The organism is Halomonas denitrificans, assembly GCF_003056305.1.
Taxonomy (GTDB): domain Bacteria; phylum Pseudomonadota; class Gammaproteobacteria; order Pseudomonadales; family Halomonadaceae; genus Halomonas; species Halomonas denitrificans.
Genome location: NZ_PYVX01000001.1, coordinates 697,643 through 714,115 on the forward strand (window position 1 = coordinate 697,643; position 16,473 = coordinate 714,115).

Here is a 16,473-nt window from a genome sequence, read left to right on the forward strand (position 1 = left end):
GGAGACGGCCGGAAACGATGCCGGCCATTCTACCCCAGAGTCGCGGCCGAGCCGAGGCGGCGAGGCATTCCGTGGGATACCTGAGCCCGTAGGGAGCCCAGGCAGGCTCCTGACCAGGCCAGCGCGTGGCCGGGAGGCGCTCGTCGCGAACCGGGAGCCCGCCGAGGAGGTCCCGTGGGGATGGCCGGCCTCAGGTCTCGGGCACGGGGGCGTCGCGCAGCTCGTGGTAGAGCTCGGGGTAGGCCTCCTCCAGGCGCGCGACCTGGTCCTGAGCACCTTCCGGCAGCGCATCCTGCAACGCCTTGAAGTCCTCGTCGCTGAAGTTCTTGCGGATCAGCGGGAAAAGCTTCTCGCGCTCTTCCCGGAGATAGGCGCGGTGGCTCTCCAGGTAGGACTTGAGGTCCTCGGAGAACTTGTCCATCGGCACGACCGAGTCCATGAGGATCATGTCGAGGTCGTCGGAGAGGCGGTGCAGCCGGGCCTTCAGCGCGCGATAATCCTTGGCGAGCTGCTCGGTGACCTCGGCGCTCGACGGATCCAGCTCCTTGAGCCGCTCGCTGCAGACCTTCTCCAGGGGCCGGGTGAACCCCTCCTGGTAGTCGAGGATGTAGTCCACTACCTCCCTGACCAGCTGGAAGTTGGGGCGCTCCCCCTGGGCCAGGGTCTTCTGCTTGAGCTGCAGAACGTGCAACATGCGCGCCATGTTGGCATGATCCTGACGCAACTGGTTCAGCTTGGACATGGCGGTAATCTCCTCCATGGCGATAGGGACACGAGCGGTGGATCAGAAGACGTATGGGGCAGAGGCGTATCAACATTGGATTCGCCACGGCGCGTCGGGTTCACCGGGCGAATAAGGCACTCCAGTAGAGCAGACTGCCTCAGGCTAGCCCCTCGAGGCGAATCTTGCCTGTCGTCCAAGGTCGTATTGCCTGCGACGACACATCCACTCTAGCAGCCACGCGCCAAGGAGTCAGACATGGACCTCTTCCAGCGCCACGCCGCCGATGATGCGGCTCCCCTGGCCTATCGCATGCGCCCGCGCCGCCTCGAGGACTACGTGGGGCAGCAGGCGCTGGTGGGGCCCGGCAAGCCGCTGGCCCGCATGGCCGAGAGCGGGGTGGTGCGCTCGATGATCCTCTGGGGGCCGCCCGGCACCGGCAAGACCACCCTGGCCGAGATCCTCGCCGAGGTCTCCGGCGCCCACCTGGAGCACCTCTCGGCGGTGATGGCCGGGGTCAAGGAGATCCGTGCCGCGGTCGATCGCGCCCGCGACGCCCAGGTCAGGGAGCGCCCCACCCTGCTGTTTCTCGACGAGATCCACCGCCTCAACAAGAGCCAGCAGGACGCCCTGCTGCCCCATGTGGAGTCGGGGCTGCTGACGCTGATCGGCGCCACCACCGAGAACCCCTCCTTCGAGGTCAACTCGGCGCTGCTCTCCCGGGCCCGGGTCCACGTGCTCAAGTCCCTCGACGAGGCCGAGCTCGTCGAGGTGATGCGGCGAGCGCTGGCGGACGAGACCCGCGGCCTAGGCGCCCGGCGGATCCGGGTGGACGAGGAGGTGCTGGAGCTGCTCGCCCGCGCCGCCGCCGGCGATGCTCGCCGGGCGCTGGGCCTGCTGGAGACCGCCTGCGACTTCACGCTGGCCGAGGGGGACAGCGAACGCCTGCCCCGGGAGGCGCTGGAGGACGTGATCGGCCACACCGCCAGCGCCTTCGACAAGCAGGGCGACCACTATTACGACCTGCTCTCGGCGATCCACAAGTCGATCCGCTCCTCGCGCCCCGACGCCGCCCTGCTCTACATGGCGCGCTTCATGCAGGGCGGCGGCGACCCGCTGGACGTGATCCGGCGCCTGGCGGCCATCGCCTCGGAGGACGTCGGCAACGCCGACCCGCGCGCCCTGCCGCTCACCATGGCGGCCTGGGACGCCTACCTGCGCCTGGGCGACTACGAGGGCCAGCGGGCCATCGCCCACGCCGCCATCCACCTGGCAGTGGCGCCGAAGAGCAACGCCATCGACCGCGCCTGGAAGCAGGCCAAGGAGCTCGCCGCCTCCCAGCCGCGGCTCGAGGTGCCCACCTACCTGCGCAATGCCCCCACCAAGCTGATGGAGTCCCTGGGCCACGGCGAGGGCTATCGCTACGCGCATAACGAGCCCGACGGCTACCCGGCGGGCAGCGCCCACGACTGCTGGCCCGAGGAGGTGCCCCGCCGCCCGCTCTTCCAGCCCACCGACCACGGCCAGGAGAAGCGCTACGCCCAGATCATGGCCTGGCGGACGCAGCGGGACGCCGAGGCGGACGGCGACGCCTGACGCCCGCGCCCACGACGGACCCATGAAAGAAGCCCCCGCCGGACGTGAGGTCCGGCGGGGGCTTCGTTCATGCGCGGCCGAGTCGCGGCCGGCGCGTCACGGCGACTCGCGGATCACGTCGGTACCGTCGGGAATGACGAAGTCGAAGCGGCCGGGCTCCAGCCGCTCGTTCATGCGCACGTTGTCGAAGCCGATGGCGGTGCGCTGCCCGGTGCTGTCGGTCATCTGCAGCATGGCCAGCGCCTCGCCGCGGAAGGTCATCTTGAGCTCCTCGAACAGGGTGTCGGGATCCTTCGGCACCAGGATGAAGGTCTCGCTGGCGCCCTGCTGTTGGCGGGTGACCTCGTAGCTGTCGGTCAGCTCGTCGGCGCTGCCGGAGAGCAGCAGGGCCGGGGTATGGGTCACGCGCTGATCGAGCGGCTGCACCGTGGCCTGCTCGAGGTCGGGGTCGTAGAGGATCACCTCCTCCCCGCCGGAGACCACCAGCTGCTCGTAGGGCGCCTCGACCTCCCAGCGAAACTTGCCGGGCCGCGACAGCCAGATGCGGCCGCGCGCCTCCTGCAGCCGCTGGCCGCTGCCGTCGAGGATCTGCTGCTCGAAGTCGGCCGCATAGGTCTTGAGCGGCTCGAGGAGCGAGGCCAGGCGATCGGCCCCCTCGCTGGCCAGCGCCGAGAGCGGCGCGGCCAGCGTGAGGGTCAGCGCGGCGAGGGTCTTCTTGATGCTCATCGTCTCTGTCTCCCTGGACGGGTCCATCCTGACATCTTGCCATTCGGACCGGCGAGGCCCCGACGGGTTGCACCCCCGCCGGGGCTTCCATCATTGCTGCATGATTGGCGGCGCCTCAGTCGCTCACCGGGGGCGGCGCCAGCACCTCGCGGGCGCCGTTGGTGCCCATGGTGGAGACCACGCCGGCCATCTCCATCGACTCGACCAGGCGCGCGGCGCGGTTGTAGCCGATCTTGAAACGCCGCTGGACCGCCGAGATGGAGGCGCGGCGGCTCTCGGTGACGAAGGCCACCGCCTCGTCGTAGAGCGCGTCCTGCTCGGCGTCGCCGTCACCACCGCCGCCCCCCTCGGCCTCGAGGCCGGCCAGGGCCTCGGCGGAGACGCCGCCGGAGAGGATCTCGTCGATGTACTCCGGCTCGCCGCGACGCTTCCAGTCCTCGACCACCCGGTGCACCTCGTCATCGTCGACGAAGGCGCCGTGCACGCGGGTCGGCATGCCGGAACCGGCGGGCAGGTAGAGCATGTCGCCGTGCCCTAGCAGGTTCTCGGCGCCGCCCTGGTCGAGGATGGTGCGCGAGTCGACCCGGGAGGAGACCTGGAAGGCCATGCGGGTGGGGATGTTGGCCTTGATCAGACCGGTCACCACGTCCACCGACGGGCGCTGGGTGGCGAGGATCAGGTGGATGCCGGCGGCCCGGGCCTTCTGGGCCAGGCGTGCGATCAGCTCCTCGACCTTCTTGCCGACGATCATGAACATGTCGGCGAACTCGTCGATCACCACCACGATGTAGGGCAGCTTCTCGAGCACCGGCGGCGCCTGGTGCATCTCCCAGGGCTGGGGCTCCCACAGCGGGTCGGCCACCTGGGCGCCGGCGCGCTCGGCCTCGTCGAGCTTGGCGTTGAAGCCGGCGATGTTACGCACGCCCATGGCGGCCATCAGCTTGTAGCGGCGCTCCATCTCGGCGACGCACCAGCGCAGGGCGTTGGCCGCCTCCTTCATGTCGGTGACCACCGGCGCCAGCAGGTGCGGGATGCCGTCGTAGACCGACAGCTCCAGCATCTTGGGATCGACCATGATCATGCGCACCTCGTCGGGCGTCGCCTTGAGGAGCATGGAGATCAGCATGGCGTTGACGCCCACCGACTTGCCCGAGCCGGTGGTGCCGGCCACCAGCAGGTGGGGCATCTTGCCGAGGTTGGCGACCACCGGGCCGCCGCCGATGTCCTGGCCCAGGGCCAGGGTCAGCGCCGAGGCCTCGTGCTGGTAGCGGTCGGAATCGATCACCTCGCGCAGGCGGATCATCGCCCGGTGCGGGTTGGGGATCTCGATGCCCACCGTCGGCCGGCCGGGGATCACCTCGACCACCCGCACGCTCTTGACCATCAGCGAGCGCGCCAGGTCCTTGGCCAGGTTGCTGATCTTGGAGACCTTCACCCCGGCCGCCGGCTTGATCTCGAAGCGCGTGATCACCGGCCCCGGCCAGGTGTCGACCACCTCGGCCCGCACCCCGTACTCGCGCAGCCGCGTCTCGAGCAGCTCGGCCATCTCGGCGAGCTGTTGCTCGGAGTAGTTGCGCTGCTGGGGCTCCGGCGGGGTCAAAAGGCGCAGGCTCGGCAGCTCCCCGTCGGGCTCCGGCAGGTCGTCGAACATCGGCCGCTGGTTCTGGAGGTGCTCCACGGTCCACAGCGCCGGCCCCTCGGGCTCTTCGGCGGCCTCCCGGGCCTGCTCGGCACTCGCCACCCGGGGCACATCGTCCTCGAGGGCGCGGTCGACGCCGCCCATGGCCGGCTCGTCCTCCTCCTCGGCGGGCTCCGGGGGCGCCACGCCGGGATCCCGGCGCAGCGTCGTCTCGGTCGGGGCATGCGGCGCCTCACGGGGCTCGCGGCTCGCCTGGGGCGCGAGGTATGGCTCCGTGCCCTCCTCGTCGAACTCGCCATCGTCGCCCTGCCAGTCGGCGAGCCGCGGCTCCTGCCGTCGGGAGTCGCGCGCAGGCGAGTGTGGCGAGGCCCCCGAGGAGGCGCGCGCCACGGGGGGCGCGTCGATCTCGTCGGCGTCGTCCTCTAGAGCACCGGACGCCTCGCGGGGGGCGTCCCGGTGCTCCGCCTCGTCGTCGCGCTGCGCCCGCAGCGCCGGGCCCTGCCAGGCCGGCATCACCTCGTCGTCATCGGGCAGCACCGGCTCGGGGATGGTCTCGGGCCGACGCGGCGCACTGGGCGCCTCGGCAGCCTGGTCTCGCGTGGCGTGACGCTCACCCTGCTCGCGAGGCTCGGCGGGCGCCGGCGAGGCCTGCACGGCGGGCTCCTCGCGTGGCGCACGGGGTGGCTCGGACGCCGCGCCCTCGGCGGAGGCGCTCGGCGGCGACTCGCGGCGGGGCGTCTCGGGGGGCGTGACGTCGACCCGCGGCTCCTGGGCCATGCGCGCCGTGTAGGCGGCCTCGGGGCGCTTGGCCGAGGGCGTGCGGGCGGGCACCTCCCAGGGAATATCGGTCTCGCCGTCGTCGCCGAAGCCGGGATCGGTCGCCAGCACCGGGGCCTCCTCCCGGGAGCGGCCGCGCCCCAGCCGCCGCCACCAGGGGGCGCGCGCCTCGGTCTCGGCGTCGCTCGCCGGCGCCTCGGCAGCCTTGCTATCGCGGGCCTGCTGGTCGGGATCGCGCCGCTCGGCGCGTCGCTCCCGCGACAGCCCGAAGCGGTCGACCACCCAGCGCCACCCCAGCAGGCTGCGCCGGCCCAGTTCGTCCATCACCGTCAACCAGGAGAGCCCGGTGAACAGGGGGAAGCCGCAGAGCATGGCCGCCACGGAGAGCAGGCCGGTACCGCCCGCCCCCACCAGGGGCAGCAGCGCACCGACCAGCCCCTCGCCGAGGATGCCGCCCGTCGAGTAGGGCAAGGGACCGTCGGGACGGTAGAAGTGCAGCGCGCCCAGGGTGGTGGTGCCCAGCAGCAGCAGCACCAGCCCCCCGCAGCGCACCGCCAGGGCGGTCGGATCCCACTCGAAGCGCACCTGACGCGAGCGGATCAGCCACCAGGCGGCGAATCCCAGCATGCCGGGCCACCACAGGGCGCTGACGCCGAACAGCGAATAGAGCACGTCAGCGAGCCAGGCGCCGATGGCGCCCATCCAGTTGGCGACCTCGGTCTCCGGGCCGCTGCTCGACCAGCCGGGGTCGTCCCTGCGAAAGCTGTAGAGCGCCAGCAGCAGGAACACGCAGGCGGCCAGCAGCAGGATCACCACGCCCTCGCGGGTCGCACCCTGCAGCCGCAAGCCAAAGCGCTTGGCCGTCTCCCTGGCATTCGCCGCCGTCGCCCGACGCGACGAGGACCTCTTCTTGACACTCAAGCGGCCACCTCCCTTGCGCCCACATGGCGTGTTGCGGATGTCATGGGCATCAATCATACCGAGCAAGCGCTCACCATCACAGGGGCCGGCACGCCTTGAGCCCTGTCCCGGGGCGCGGCAGACTGGACAGGCCGCCCACGAGAAAGAGATCCCATGCTGCCCTGGCTCCCCGCCCACGACGTCCGGTTCCCCCCCGTCGAGTCCGCGCTGCGCGACCCCGACGGCCTGCTCGCCGCGGGTGGCGCCCTGACCCCGGCCTGGCTGCTGGCCGCCTATCGCCACGGCATCTTTCCCTGGTTCGGCGACGACCAGCCGATCCTCTGGTGGAGCCCGGATCCCCGCATGGTGCTGGTACCCGGCGAGATCCGCGTGCGGCGAAGCCTGGCCAAGCGGCTGCGCAACGCCGGCTTCACCGTCACCGCCGACCGTGCCTTCGAAGCGGTGATGGCGGCCTGCGCGGCGCCGCGCGACGGCCAGCCTGGCACCTGGATCACCGACGCAATGCGGGAGGCCTACGCGCGGCTGCACGCCCTGGGGGCGGCCCACTCCGTGGAGGTGTGGCATGACGACACCCTGGTCGGCGGCCTCTACGGCATCGCCATGGGACCGGTGTTCTTCGGCGAGTCGATGTTCTCCCGGGCGCCCGACGCCTCCAAGGTCGCCCTGGTGCAGCTGGCCCGCGCCATGGCCGCCGGCGACGGCCGGCTGATCGACTGCCAGATGCACACCGATCACCTGGCGAGCCTCGGCGCCCGGGACATCGCCCGCCGCGAGTTCATCGACTATCTTGATCAGTGGCTGGGTGAGCCCGTGCATGGCCGCCGGGAAGCCGCGTCGAACGCGCCGGCACCCACCTGGTCCTTCACGACGATCGGCACCGCAGGATGACCGGGCCGGGGACTCCCGGAAGCACGATGCAGAGGAGATGGCCGCCTTGAGCAGCAACGCCCCCCGACAGCCGGTCAGGGACCTGCGCTTCTTCTTGACCGTGCCCCACGCCTGCAGCTATCTGGCCGGGCGCGAGGCGACCACGCTGTTTCTCGACCCCCAGGAGGCGCCGGGACCGGGCGTGTACGACGCCCTGGCGCTGCTCGGCTTTCGCCGCAGCGGCCGCCACCTCTATCGCCCCCACTGCGACGCCTGCAACGCCTGCATCTCGGTGCGCATCCCGGTGGAGGAGTTCTCGCCGAGCCGCACCCAGCGCAAGCTGATGAACCGCAATGCCGACCTCAGCCTGCACGTGCGCCCCGCGCTCTTCGATGCCGAGCACTACGCCCTCTATGCGCACTACGTCAGGACCCGCCACGCCGATGGCGACATGTACCCGCCGAGCCACGAGCAGTACCGCACCTTCCTGACCCTCGACCAGCCCTACGCCCGGCTGCTGGAGTTCCGCCTCGACGGCCGGCTGGTGGCGGTCTCCGCCTTCGACCAGCTCGAGCACGGCCTCTCGGCCATCTACACCTTCTTCGATCCGTCGCCGGATCTGGAGCGCCGCTCGCTGGGCACCCTGGCCGTGCTGTGGCTGGTGCGCCGCGCCCTCGAGCAGCGGCTCCCCCACGTCTATCTCGGCTACTGGATCCGCGAGTGCCGCAAGATGGCCTACAAGCAGGCCTTCCAGCCGCTGGAGATGCTCGACGGTCGCCACTGGCGACGCCTGATCACGACGCGATAGGCGACGGCGGGCCAGGGTTCCTTTGCCTTGACGGGCGGCATGCGGCACAATATCGCGCTATCCTGTCGACACGGGTGGCCGGGCCGTGACATCGCGCCGCCTGTTTTTTGTCATCATCAGCGAGGAACCGCCTATATGGCACGTGAAGACCATATCGAAATGGAAGGCGTCGTCGTCGATACGCTTCCCAACACCATGTTCCGCGTCGAGCTCGAGAACGGCCACGTGGTGACCGCCCACATCTCCGGCAAGATGCGCAAGCACTACATCCGCATCCTGACCGGCGACAAGGTCAAGGTCGAGCTGACCCCCTACGACCTGTCCAAGGGCCGTATCGTCTACCGCGCCCGCTGAGCGCCGATCGGGCCGCCAGGGCCCGGACGTCGCTCGAGTGCCGGCCGCCTCGCGTCCGCCACCTCCTCTCGCTCCCTGCCCGAACGAACAACGCCCCGTCCGAAGACAGGGCGCTGTGCTGGTGTCGCCGATCCTGACCCGCGTCAGGGCGCGTCGGCCAGCTCCGACTCCGTGGCCAGGTGCAGCTCGCCGTCCTCCACGCTGACGTGCACCACGCCACCGTGCTCGGCGAGTTCGCCGAACAGGATCAGCTCGGCCAGCGGCTTCTTGAGCTTCTCCTGGATCAGGCGCGCCATCGGGCGTGCCCCCATGTCGGGATCGTAGCCCTTCTCGGCCAGCCACTCCCGCGCCGTGTCGTCGACGTCCAGCTGGACCCGCTTCTCGTCGAGCTGCGCCTGGAGCTCCACCAGGAACTTGTCCACCACGTTGCGCACCACCGAGGTGGGCAGGGCGTGGAACTGGATGATGCCGTCCAGGCGGTTGCGGAACTCCGGCGAGAAGGTCTTGCGGATCACCTCCATGGCATCGGTGGAGTGGTCCTGGCTCTGGAAGCCGATGGAGCGCCGCGTGGCCTGCTCGACCCCGGCATTGGAGGTCATGATCAGGATCACGTGGCGGAAGTCCGCCTCGCGGCCGTTGTTGTCGGTCAGGCGGCCGTGATCCATCACCTGCAGCAGCAGGTTGAAGACCTCGGGGTGCGCCTTCTCGATCTCGTCGAGCAGCAGCACGCAGTGGGGCTGCTTGGTGATCGCTTCGGTGAGCAGCCCGCCCTGGTCGTAGCCGACGTAGCCGGGAGGCGCGCCGATCAGCCGTGACACGGTGTGGCGCTCCATGTACTCGGACATGTCGAAGCGCACCAGCTCGATGCCCATGATGTGCGAGAGCTGGCGGGCCACCTCGGTCTTGCCCACCCCGGTCGGGCCGGCGAACAGGAAGCTGCCCACCGGCTTGTCCGGCGACTTGAGGCCGGCCCGGGACAGCTTGATCGCCGCGGCCAGGCTATCGATCGCCTCGTCCTGGCCGAACACCAGCATCTTGAGGTCGCGGTCGATGTTGGCCAGCAGCTTGCGATCGGAGCTGGAGACGCTCTTCGGCGGAATCCGCGCGATGGAGGCGACCACCGCCTCGACCTGATCCACGTCGATGGTATCGACGCGCACCTCCGGCGGCAGCAGCCGCTGGTGGGCACCCGCCTCGTCGATCACGTCGATGGCCTTGTCGGGAAGGTGACGGTCGTTGATGTAGCGGTCCGACAGCCGCGCCGCGCTCTCCAGGGCCGCGTCGGTGTACTTCAGCTGGTGATGCTCCTCGAAGCGCGAACGCAGCCCCTTGAGGATCCGCGTGGTGTCCTCCACCGAGGGCGCCAGCACGTCGACCTTCTGGAAGCGCCGGGCCAGGGCGCGGTCCTTCTCGAAGATGCCGCGATACTCCTGGAAGGTGGTGGAGCCGATGCAGCGCAGCTCACCCGAGGAGAGCAGCGGCTTGAGCAGGTTGGAGGCATCCATCACCCCGCCGGAGGCGGCACCCGCGCCGATCACCGTGTGGATCTCGTCGATGAACAGGATGGCGTTGGGCTGCTTGCGCAGCTCGGCCAGCAGGTTCTTGAGGCGCTTCTCGAAGTCGCCGCGGTACTTGGTGCCGGCCAGCAGCGCGCCCATGTCCAGCGAGTAGACCACGGCGTCGCTGATCACCTCGGGCACGTCCTCCTCGACGACGCGCTTGGCCAGCCCCTCGGCGATGGCGGTCTTGCCGACGCCGGCCTCGCCCACCAGCAGCGGGTTGTTCTTGCGCCGCCGTGCCAGGATCTGCACCACACGCTCGAGCTCGTGGTCGCGACCGATCAGCGGATCGATCTTGCCCATCCTCGCCTGCTCGTTGAGGTTGGTGGCGTAGCTGGTCAGCGGGTTAGAGCCCGTCTCGGCGCCGCCCTCCTCGGCCTCCTCGGCCTCGGGCGAGGGCGAGGCCGGGCTCTGGCCGTGGCCGGACACCTTGGAGATGCCGTGGGCGATGTAGTTGACGGCATCGACCCGCGCCACGTTCTGCTGCTTGAGGAAGTAGACCGCCTGGCTCTCCTGCTCGGAGAAGATCGCCACCAGCACGTTGGCGCCGGTGACCTCGCTCTTGCCGGACGACTGGACGTGGAAGACCGCGCGCTGCAGCACGCGCTGGAAGCCCAGGGTCGGCTGCGTCTCCCGATCGGACTGGTCCTCGGGAATCAGCGGCGTGGTGGAATTGATGAAGTCCTGCAGGTCGGACCGCAGCTTGTCGAGGTTGGCCCCGCAGGCGCGCAGCACGTCCGCCGCCGAGGCATTGTCGAGCAGCGCCAGCAGCAGGTGCTCCACGGTCATGAACTCGTGGCGCTTGGAGCGAGCCACGGTGAAAGCCGTGTTCAGGGTCAGTTCAAGTTCTTTACTCAGCATGGCAGTCCCCTTCTCGCCGCTCAGGGCTTCGCGTCGGATCGTTCATGGTCCGGCATCATCAACATTCGGGTACAAACGGCACCGTTGCAAGTCTCCCGTCAACGCTTACCCCTCGCACACCCTCCTCGACCATGCCGCTCAGTCCGCTGCCTCGATGTCGCACAGCAGCGGATGCTGACACTCTCTTGCATATTGATTGACCTGATGGCTTTTGGTTTCCGCGATGTCGTGGGTAAAGACGCCACAGGTCGCCTTGCCGCGGGTATGAACGGTCAGCATGACCTGCACCGCCGTCTCGCTGTCCATATGGAAGAAGGTCTGCAGCACCTCGACCACGAACTCCATGGGGGTGAAGTCGTCGTTGTGCAGCACCACCTTGTACATGGAGGGACGCGCCACCTCCGGGTCGGCAGGCTGCACCGCCAGGTCGCCATCCTCTTGCTCGGCGCCCCCGGGGCCGGGGGTTTCCGGCCCCGGGGGTCGCGTCATGCCGGCCATCGGGAAGGCCTGCCACGCTCGCCCCATCATCTCATCGTCTCTACTGAACATAAGAGCCACTATCCATCTCGACAAGCCGCGCGCGGCGATCATCTCAACCGTGTTTGGACGCCGCCGCGCCGGCAGGGTTCATCACCATGGTGGGATGGGAACAGCCGAACGCAAAGGACCCCCGCCCGCCTGGCGGCGGACGGGGGCCCCGGGTTCGGCAACGCGATTACATGTTGTCGGCGACGGCCTGGCCGAACTCGGAGCACTTCAGCAGCTTGGCATCGTCCATCAGGCGATGGAAGTCGTAGGTGACCTCGCCCTTGGAGATGGCCTTCTCCATGCCCTTGAGCACCAGGTCGGCGGCCTCGGTCCAGCCCATGTGGCGCAGCATCATCTCGGCGGAGAGGATCAGCGAGCCCGGGTTGACCTTGTCCTGGCCGGCGTACTTGGGCGCGGTGCCGTGGGTGGCCTCGAACATGGCGGTAGTGTCGGAGATGTTGGCGCCCGGCGCGATGCCGATGCCGCCCACTTCCGCCGCCAGGGCGTCGGAGAGGTAGTCGCCGTTGAGGTTCAGGGTGGCGATCACGTCATACTCGGCCGGACGCAGCAGGATCTGCTGCAGCATCGCATCGGCGATGACGTCCTTGATGACGATCTCCTTGCCGGTCTTGGGGTTCTTCATGGTCATCCAGGGACCGCCGTCGAGCAGCTCGGCACCGAACTCCTCCTTGGCGAGCTCGTAGCCCCAGTCCTTGAAGGACCCCTCGGTGAATTTCATGATGTTGCCCTTGTGCACCAGGGTCAGCGACTCGCGGTCGTTGTCGATGGTGTACTGCAGGGCCTGGCGCACCAGACGCTTGGTGCCCTCGACGGAGACCGGCTTGACGCCGATGCCGCAGTTCTCGGGGAAGCGGATGTTGGTGACGCCCATCTCCTCGCGGAGGAACTTGATGACCTTGTCGGCCTCCGGGGTGCCGGCCTTCCACTCGATGCCGGCGTAGATGTCCTCGGAGTTCTCCCGGAAGATCACCATGTCGACGTCACCCGGCTTCTTGACCGGGCTCGGCACGCCCTCGAACCAGCGCACCGGGCGCTGACAGACGTAGAGGTCGAGCTTCTGGCGCAGGGCGACGTTCAGGGAACGGATGCCGCCGCCCACCGGCGTGGTCAGCGGGCCCTTGATGGAGACCACGTAATCCTTGACCGCCTCCAGGGTCTCCTCCGGCATCCAGGTGTCGGCATCGTAGACGTGAGTGGCCTTCTCGCCGGCGTAGACTTCCATCCAGTGGATCTTGCGCTCGCCGCCGTAGGCCTTCTCCACGGCAGCATCGATGGCGATCATCATCGCCGGGGTCACGTCGACGCCGATGCCGTCACCCTCGATGTACGGGATGATCGGATTGTTCGGCACGTTCAGGGTGTTGTCGGCGTTGGCGGTGATCTTCTGGCCACTCTCAGGAACGACGATCTTGTTGAACCCCATTGCGAACTCCCCTTTGTTGGTCTGTTCAGTGGAGCCCGGAGTGTAGCACTCACCCTCACCGTGGGTAAGCTTCGCGGGACACTTGTCGACAATCTTGCTAGACTCGCCGCCATCCGCCGGGGCGCCCGTGCCTGGCACCCCCACTCCATGCCACCGCAGCGACCAGAGAGATCAACGTCCCATGCCCACAACGCCGAAGATTATCTACACGTTCACCGATGAAGCGCCTGCGCTGGCGACCCACTCGCTGCTGCCGATCATCGACGCCTTCACCGACGCAGCCGGCATCGAAGTGGAAACGCGCGACATCTCCCTGGCGGCACGCATCCTCTCGCAGTTCCCCGACTACCTGGCCGAGGGCCAGCGCGTCGAGGACCACCTGGCCGAACTGGGCGCCCTGGCCAAGACGCCGGAAGCCAACATCATCAAGCTGCCCAACATCAGCGCCTCCATGCCGCAGCTGCACGAGGCCATCCGGGAGCTGCAGGGCCAGGGCTATGCCCTGCCGGAGTACCCGTACGAGCCGAAGAACGACGAGGAGCGCGATATCCAGGCGCGCTATGACAAGGTCAAGGGCAGCGCCGTCAACCCGGTGCTGCGCGAGGGCAACTCCGACCGCCGCGCGCCGAAGGCGGTCAAGGCCTACGCCCGCAAGTACCCGCACCACATGGGCGAGTGGAGCCAGGCCTCGCGCAGCCACGTTTCCCACATGCACGGCGGCGACTTCTACCATGGCGAGAAGTCGATGACCCTGGATCGCCCCCGCAAGGTCAAGATGGAGCTGATCGCCAAGAGCGGCCAGACCCATGTGCTCAAGCCCGAGGTCGCGCTGCAGGAAGGCGAGGTCATCGACAGCATGTTCATGAGCAAGAAAGCGCTGCTCGACTTCTACGAGCGGGAGATCGAGGACGCGCGCAAGACCGGCGTGATGTTCTCCCTGCACGTCAAGGCGACCATGATGAAGGTCTCGCACCCCATCGTCTTCGGCCACTGCGTGAAGATCTTCTACAAGGACGCCTTCGAGAAGCACGGCGCGCTGTTCGACGAGCTGGGCGTCGACGTCAACAACGGCATGGCGAACCTCTACGAGAAGATCGACACCCTGCCCGAGACCCAGCGCGAGGAGATCATCCGCGACCTGCACGCCTGCCACGACCAGCGGCCGGAACTGGCGATGGTGGACTCGGCGCGCGGCATCACCAACTTCCACTCGCCCAGCGACGTGATCGTGGACGCCTCGATGCCCGCCATGATCCGGGCCGGCGGCAAGATGTACGGCGCCGACGGCCGCCTCAAGGACGTCAAGGCGGTGATGCCGGAGTCGACCTTCGCCCGCATCTACCAGGAGATGATCAACTTCTGCAAGTGGCACGGCGCCTTCGATCCCGCCACCATGGGCACCGTGCCCAACGTCGGCCTGATGGCCCAGAAGGCCGAGGAGTACGGCTCCCACGACAAGACCTTCGAGGCCCCGGAGGACGGCGTCGCCAACATCACCGACCTGGAGACCGGCGAGGTGCTGCTCTCCCAGACCGTCGAGGAGGGTGATATCTGGCGCATGTGCCAGGTCAAGGACGCGCCGATCCGCGACTGGGTGAAGCTCGCCGTGGAGCGCTGCCGCGACTCCGGCATGCCGGCCGTCTTCTGGCTCGATCCCTACCGCCCGCACGAGAACGAGCTGATCAAGAAGGTCCAGGCCTACCTCACGGAGCACGACACCGAGGGCCTCGACATCAAGATCATGTCCCAGGTCCGGGCCATGCGCTACACCCTCGAGCGCGTCGTGCGCGGCCTCGACACCATCTCGGTGACCGGCAACATCCTGCGCGACTACCTCACCGACCTGTTCCCGATCCTGGAGCTCGGCACCAGTGCCAAGATGCTCTCCATCGTGCCGCTGATGGCCGGTGGCGGCATGTTCGAGACCGGCGCCGGCGGCTCCGCGCCCAAGCACGTGCAGCAGCTCATCGAGGAGAACCACCTGCGCTGGGACAGCCTCGGCGAGTTCCTCGCCATGGGCGCCTCCCTGGAGCACCTCGCCAAGCAGTTCGGCAACGACCGCGCGGCCCTGCTGGCCGACGCCCTGGACAAGGCCACCGGCGAGTTCCTCGAGCAGAACAAGTCGCCCTCCCGCAAGGCGGGCGAGCTGGACAACCGCGGCAGCCACTTCTACCTCGCCCTCTACTGGGCCCAGGCCCTGGCCGCCCAGGACGAGGATGCCGAGCTCAAGCGGCTCTTCGCCCGCCTGGCCGAGACGCTGACGGCCAACGAGGCGACCATCCTCGAGGAGCTCAACGGCGTGCAGGGCCATCCGGTGGACATCGGCGGCTACTACCATGCCGACCCCGAGCTCGCACGCGGCGTCATGCGCCCCAGCAAGACCCTGAACGAGGCCCTGGCGCTGGTCGCCCAGGCCTGAGGCAGCGCCCGAGGGCGGCGCCCCGCCGCCCTTTAGAGACGGTCCTTCCGGCTCCCGTCCGCCCCTGGCGGACGGGAGCCGCTGCGTTACGGCACCGGGCATTGCGTGGTGTCGGACGCTCGGTATAGTGGATGGCTACGATGAACCTTTACCTGCTGAACAAGCCCTACCGCATGCTCTCCCAGTTCACCGACCGGGCGAGCGGCGAGGGAGAGCGCCGCGCCACCCTGGCCGACGCCATCGACGTGCCCGGCATCTACCCGGCCGGCCGCCTCGACTACGACTCCGAGGGGCTCCTGCTGCTCAGCGACGACGGCGAGCTGATCCACCGCATCAGCCACCCGCGCCACAAGCAGCCGAAGACCTATCGCGTCCAGGTCGAGGGCGTCCCCGACGATGACGCCCTGCGGGCGCTGCGCGACGGCGTCGAGCTGAAGGACGGGCGCACCCGGCCGGCGAAGGTGCGTCGCCTGGCCGAGAGCGGCCTGCCCGAGCGCGACCCGCCCCTGGACGCCCGGCGCCACCCGGTCACCACCTGGCTGGAGCTGACCATCACCGAGGGGCGCAACCGCCAGGTGCGGCGCATGACCGCCCACGTCGGCCACCCCACCCTGCGCCTGGTGCGGATGGCCATCGGGCCCTGGCGGCTGGACGACCTGGCCCCCGGCGAGTGGCGCCGCGAGACCCTGCATGCCCCGCGCAAGCCCGCGGCGGGGCGGCGACACCGAGGAAAAGGAGGCAGGCGATGAGCCGCTGGCAGCCCTACGTCACCGTGGCCACCGTGGTCGAACGCGCCGGCCGCTTCCTCGTCGTCGAGGAGGACCGCGGCGGGCCCGAGACCCTGTTCAACCAGCCCGCCGGCCATCTCGAGCCCGGCGAGCGCGTCCGCGACGCCGCCCTGCGCGAGCTGCGCGAGGAGACCGCCTGGCAGGTCGGCATCACCGACTACCTCGGCATGTACGTCTACCACGCGCCGGACGGCGCGACCTTCCACAGCCACGGCTTCTTCGGCATGGCGCTGGCGCACCTCGGCAACGAGCTGGATCCTGCCATCCTCGCCGCGCACTGGCTGACCCTCGAGGAGCTCGAGGCGCTGGAGCGCGAGGGGCGCCTGAGAAGCCCGCTGGTGATGCGGCGCATCCGCGATGCACTGGCGAGCCGCTTCTATCCCATGGACGTGATTCACGAAAGGTAGGGGCAAGGGGCAAGGGAGCTCACAGGCCCTTGCGTTCTAGAAGAGGGCAATCGCCGTT

General features: G+C 69.0%; 13 protein-coding genes. 7 read left to right on the forward strand and 6 right to left on the reverse strand.

The window, feature by feature from the left end; translation table 11 throughout:
* Positions 1-190: 190 nt before the first annotated feature.
* On the reverse strand, positions 191-742 hold the full coding sequence (locus tag C9F13_RS03145; RefSeq protein ID WP_108444761.1) for a hemerythrin domain-containing protein: 552 nt from the start codon (positions 740-742) through the stop codon (positions 191-193).
* A 237-nt stretch (positions 743-979) separates the two neighbouring features.
* Here C9F13_RS03145 and C9F13_RS03150 point away from each other — a divergent pair, with 237 nt between their 5' ends.
* Positions 980-2,317: a replication-associated recombination protein A gene (locus C9F13_RS03150; protein WP_108444762.1), complete on the forward strand. Its 1,338-nt coding sequence runs from the start codon at positions 980-982 to the stop codon at positions 2,315-2,317.
* A gap of 96 nt (positions 2,318-2,413) precedes the next feature.
* Here C9F13_RS03150 and lolA read toward each other — a convergent pair whose 3' ends face one another.
* Both lolA and C9F13_RS03160 read right to left on the reverse strand, forming a co-directional pair.
* Positions 2,414-3,043, reverse strand: a complete 630-nt coding sequence (gene lolA, locus C9F13_RS03155) for an outer membrane lipoprotein periplasmic chaperone LolA (protein ID WP_108444763.1) — start codon at positions 3,041-3,043, stop codon at positions 2,414-2,416.
* Between the two features lie 115 nt (positions 3,044-3,158).
* Positions 3,159-6,380 (reverse strand): DNA translocase FtsK, encoded by a 3,222-nt coding sequence (locus C9F13_RS03160; protein WP_245888689.1) that lies wholly within the window; start codon positions 6,378-6,380, stop codon positions 3,159-3,161.
* A gap of 153 nt (positions 6,381-6,533) precedes the next feature.
* Between C9F13_RS03160 and aat the strand changes: the two genes are divergently transcribed.
* The 3 genes from aat (at position 6,534) to infA (ending at position 8,409) form a co-directional block, all read left to right on the forward strand.
* Positions 6,534-7,268, forward strand: a complete 735-nt coding sequence (gene aat / locus C9F13_RS03165; RefSeq protein WP_108444765.1) for a leucyl/phenylalanyl-tRNA--protein transferase — start codon at positions 6,534-6,536, stop codon at positions 7,266-7,268.
* Positions 7,269-7,314: 46 nt separating this feature from the next.
* The gene (locus C9F13_RS03170) at positions 7,315-8,055 is read left to right on the forward strand and encodes an arginyltransferase (protein WP_108445334.1); all 741 of its coding nucleotides are present in this window, start codon (positions 7,315-7,317) and stop codon (positions 8,053-8,055) included.
* Positions 8,056-8,190: 135 nt separating this feature from the next.
* A complete protein-coding gene (infA, locus tag C9F13_RS03175; protein ID WP_040185975.1) occupies positions 8,191-8,409 on the forward strand; it encodes a translation initiation factor IF-1 in 219 nt (72 codons plus the stop codon).
* A 143-nt stretch (positions 8,410-8,552) separates the two neighbouring features.
* On the opposite strand, the gene clpA is transcribed toward infA, so the two are convergent.
* From clpA to icd, 3 genes are all read right to left on the reverse strand, one after another.
* Positions 8,553-10,829 carry an ATP-dependent Clp protease ATP-binding subunit ClpA gene (gene clpA / locus C9F13_RS03180; protein WP_108444766.1) on the reverse strand — a complete coding sequence of 759 codons (2,277 nt, stop codon included), beginning with the start codon at positions 10,827-10,829 and terminating at the stop codon, positions 8,553-8,555.
* A gap of 138 nt (positions 10,830-10,967) precedes the next feature.
* The gene (gene clpS, locus C9F13_RS03185; protein ID WP_425432867.1) at positions 10,968-11,327 is read right to left on the reverse strand and encodes an ATP-dependent Clp protease adapter ClpS; all 360 of its coding nucleotides are present in this window, start codon (positions 11,325-11,327) and stop codon (positions 10,968-10,970) included.
* Between the two features lie 217 nt (positions 11,328-11,544).
* On the reverse strand, positions 11,545-12,801 hold the full coding sequence (gene icd, locus C9F13_RS03190) for an NADP-dependent isocitrate dehydrogenase (RefSeq protein WP_108444767.1): 1,257 nt from the start codon (positions 12,799-12,801) through the stop codon (positions 11,545-11,547).
* Between the two features lie 181 nt (positions 12,802-12,982).
* Between icd and C9F13_RS03195 the strand changes: the two genes are divergently transcribed.
* The 3 genes from C9F13_RS03195 to C9F13_RS03205 all read left to right on the forward strand — a co-directional run bounded on the left by C9F13_RS03195 (position 12,983) and on the right by C9F13_RS03205 (position 16,415).
* Positions 12,983-15,220, forward strand: coding sequence for an NADP-dependent isocitrate dehydrogenase (locus tag C9F13_RS03195; RefSeq protein WP_108444768.1), 2,238 nt, complete (start codon positions 12,983-12,985; stop codon positions 15,218-15,220).
* Between the two features lie 140 nt (positions 15,221-15,360).
* Positions 15,361-15,969: a pseudouridine synthase gene (locus C9F13_RS03200; protein WP_425432858.1), complete on the forward strand. Its 609-nt coding sequence runs from the start codon at positions 15,361-15,363 to the stop codon at positions 15,967-15,969.
* On the forward strand, positions 15,966-16,415 hold the full coding sequence (locus C9F13_RS03205; RefSeq protein ID WP_108444770.1) for an NUDIX domain-containing protein: 450 nt from the start codon (positions 15,966-15,968) through the stop codon (positions 16,413-16,415). The genes C9F13_RS03200 and C9F13_RS03205 overlap by 4 nt, the downstream gene beginning before the upstream one ends.
* The last annotated feature ends 58 nt before the right edge of the window (positions 16,416-16,473 follow it).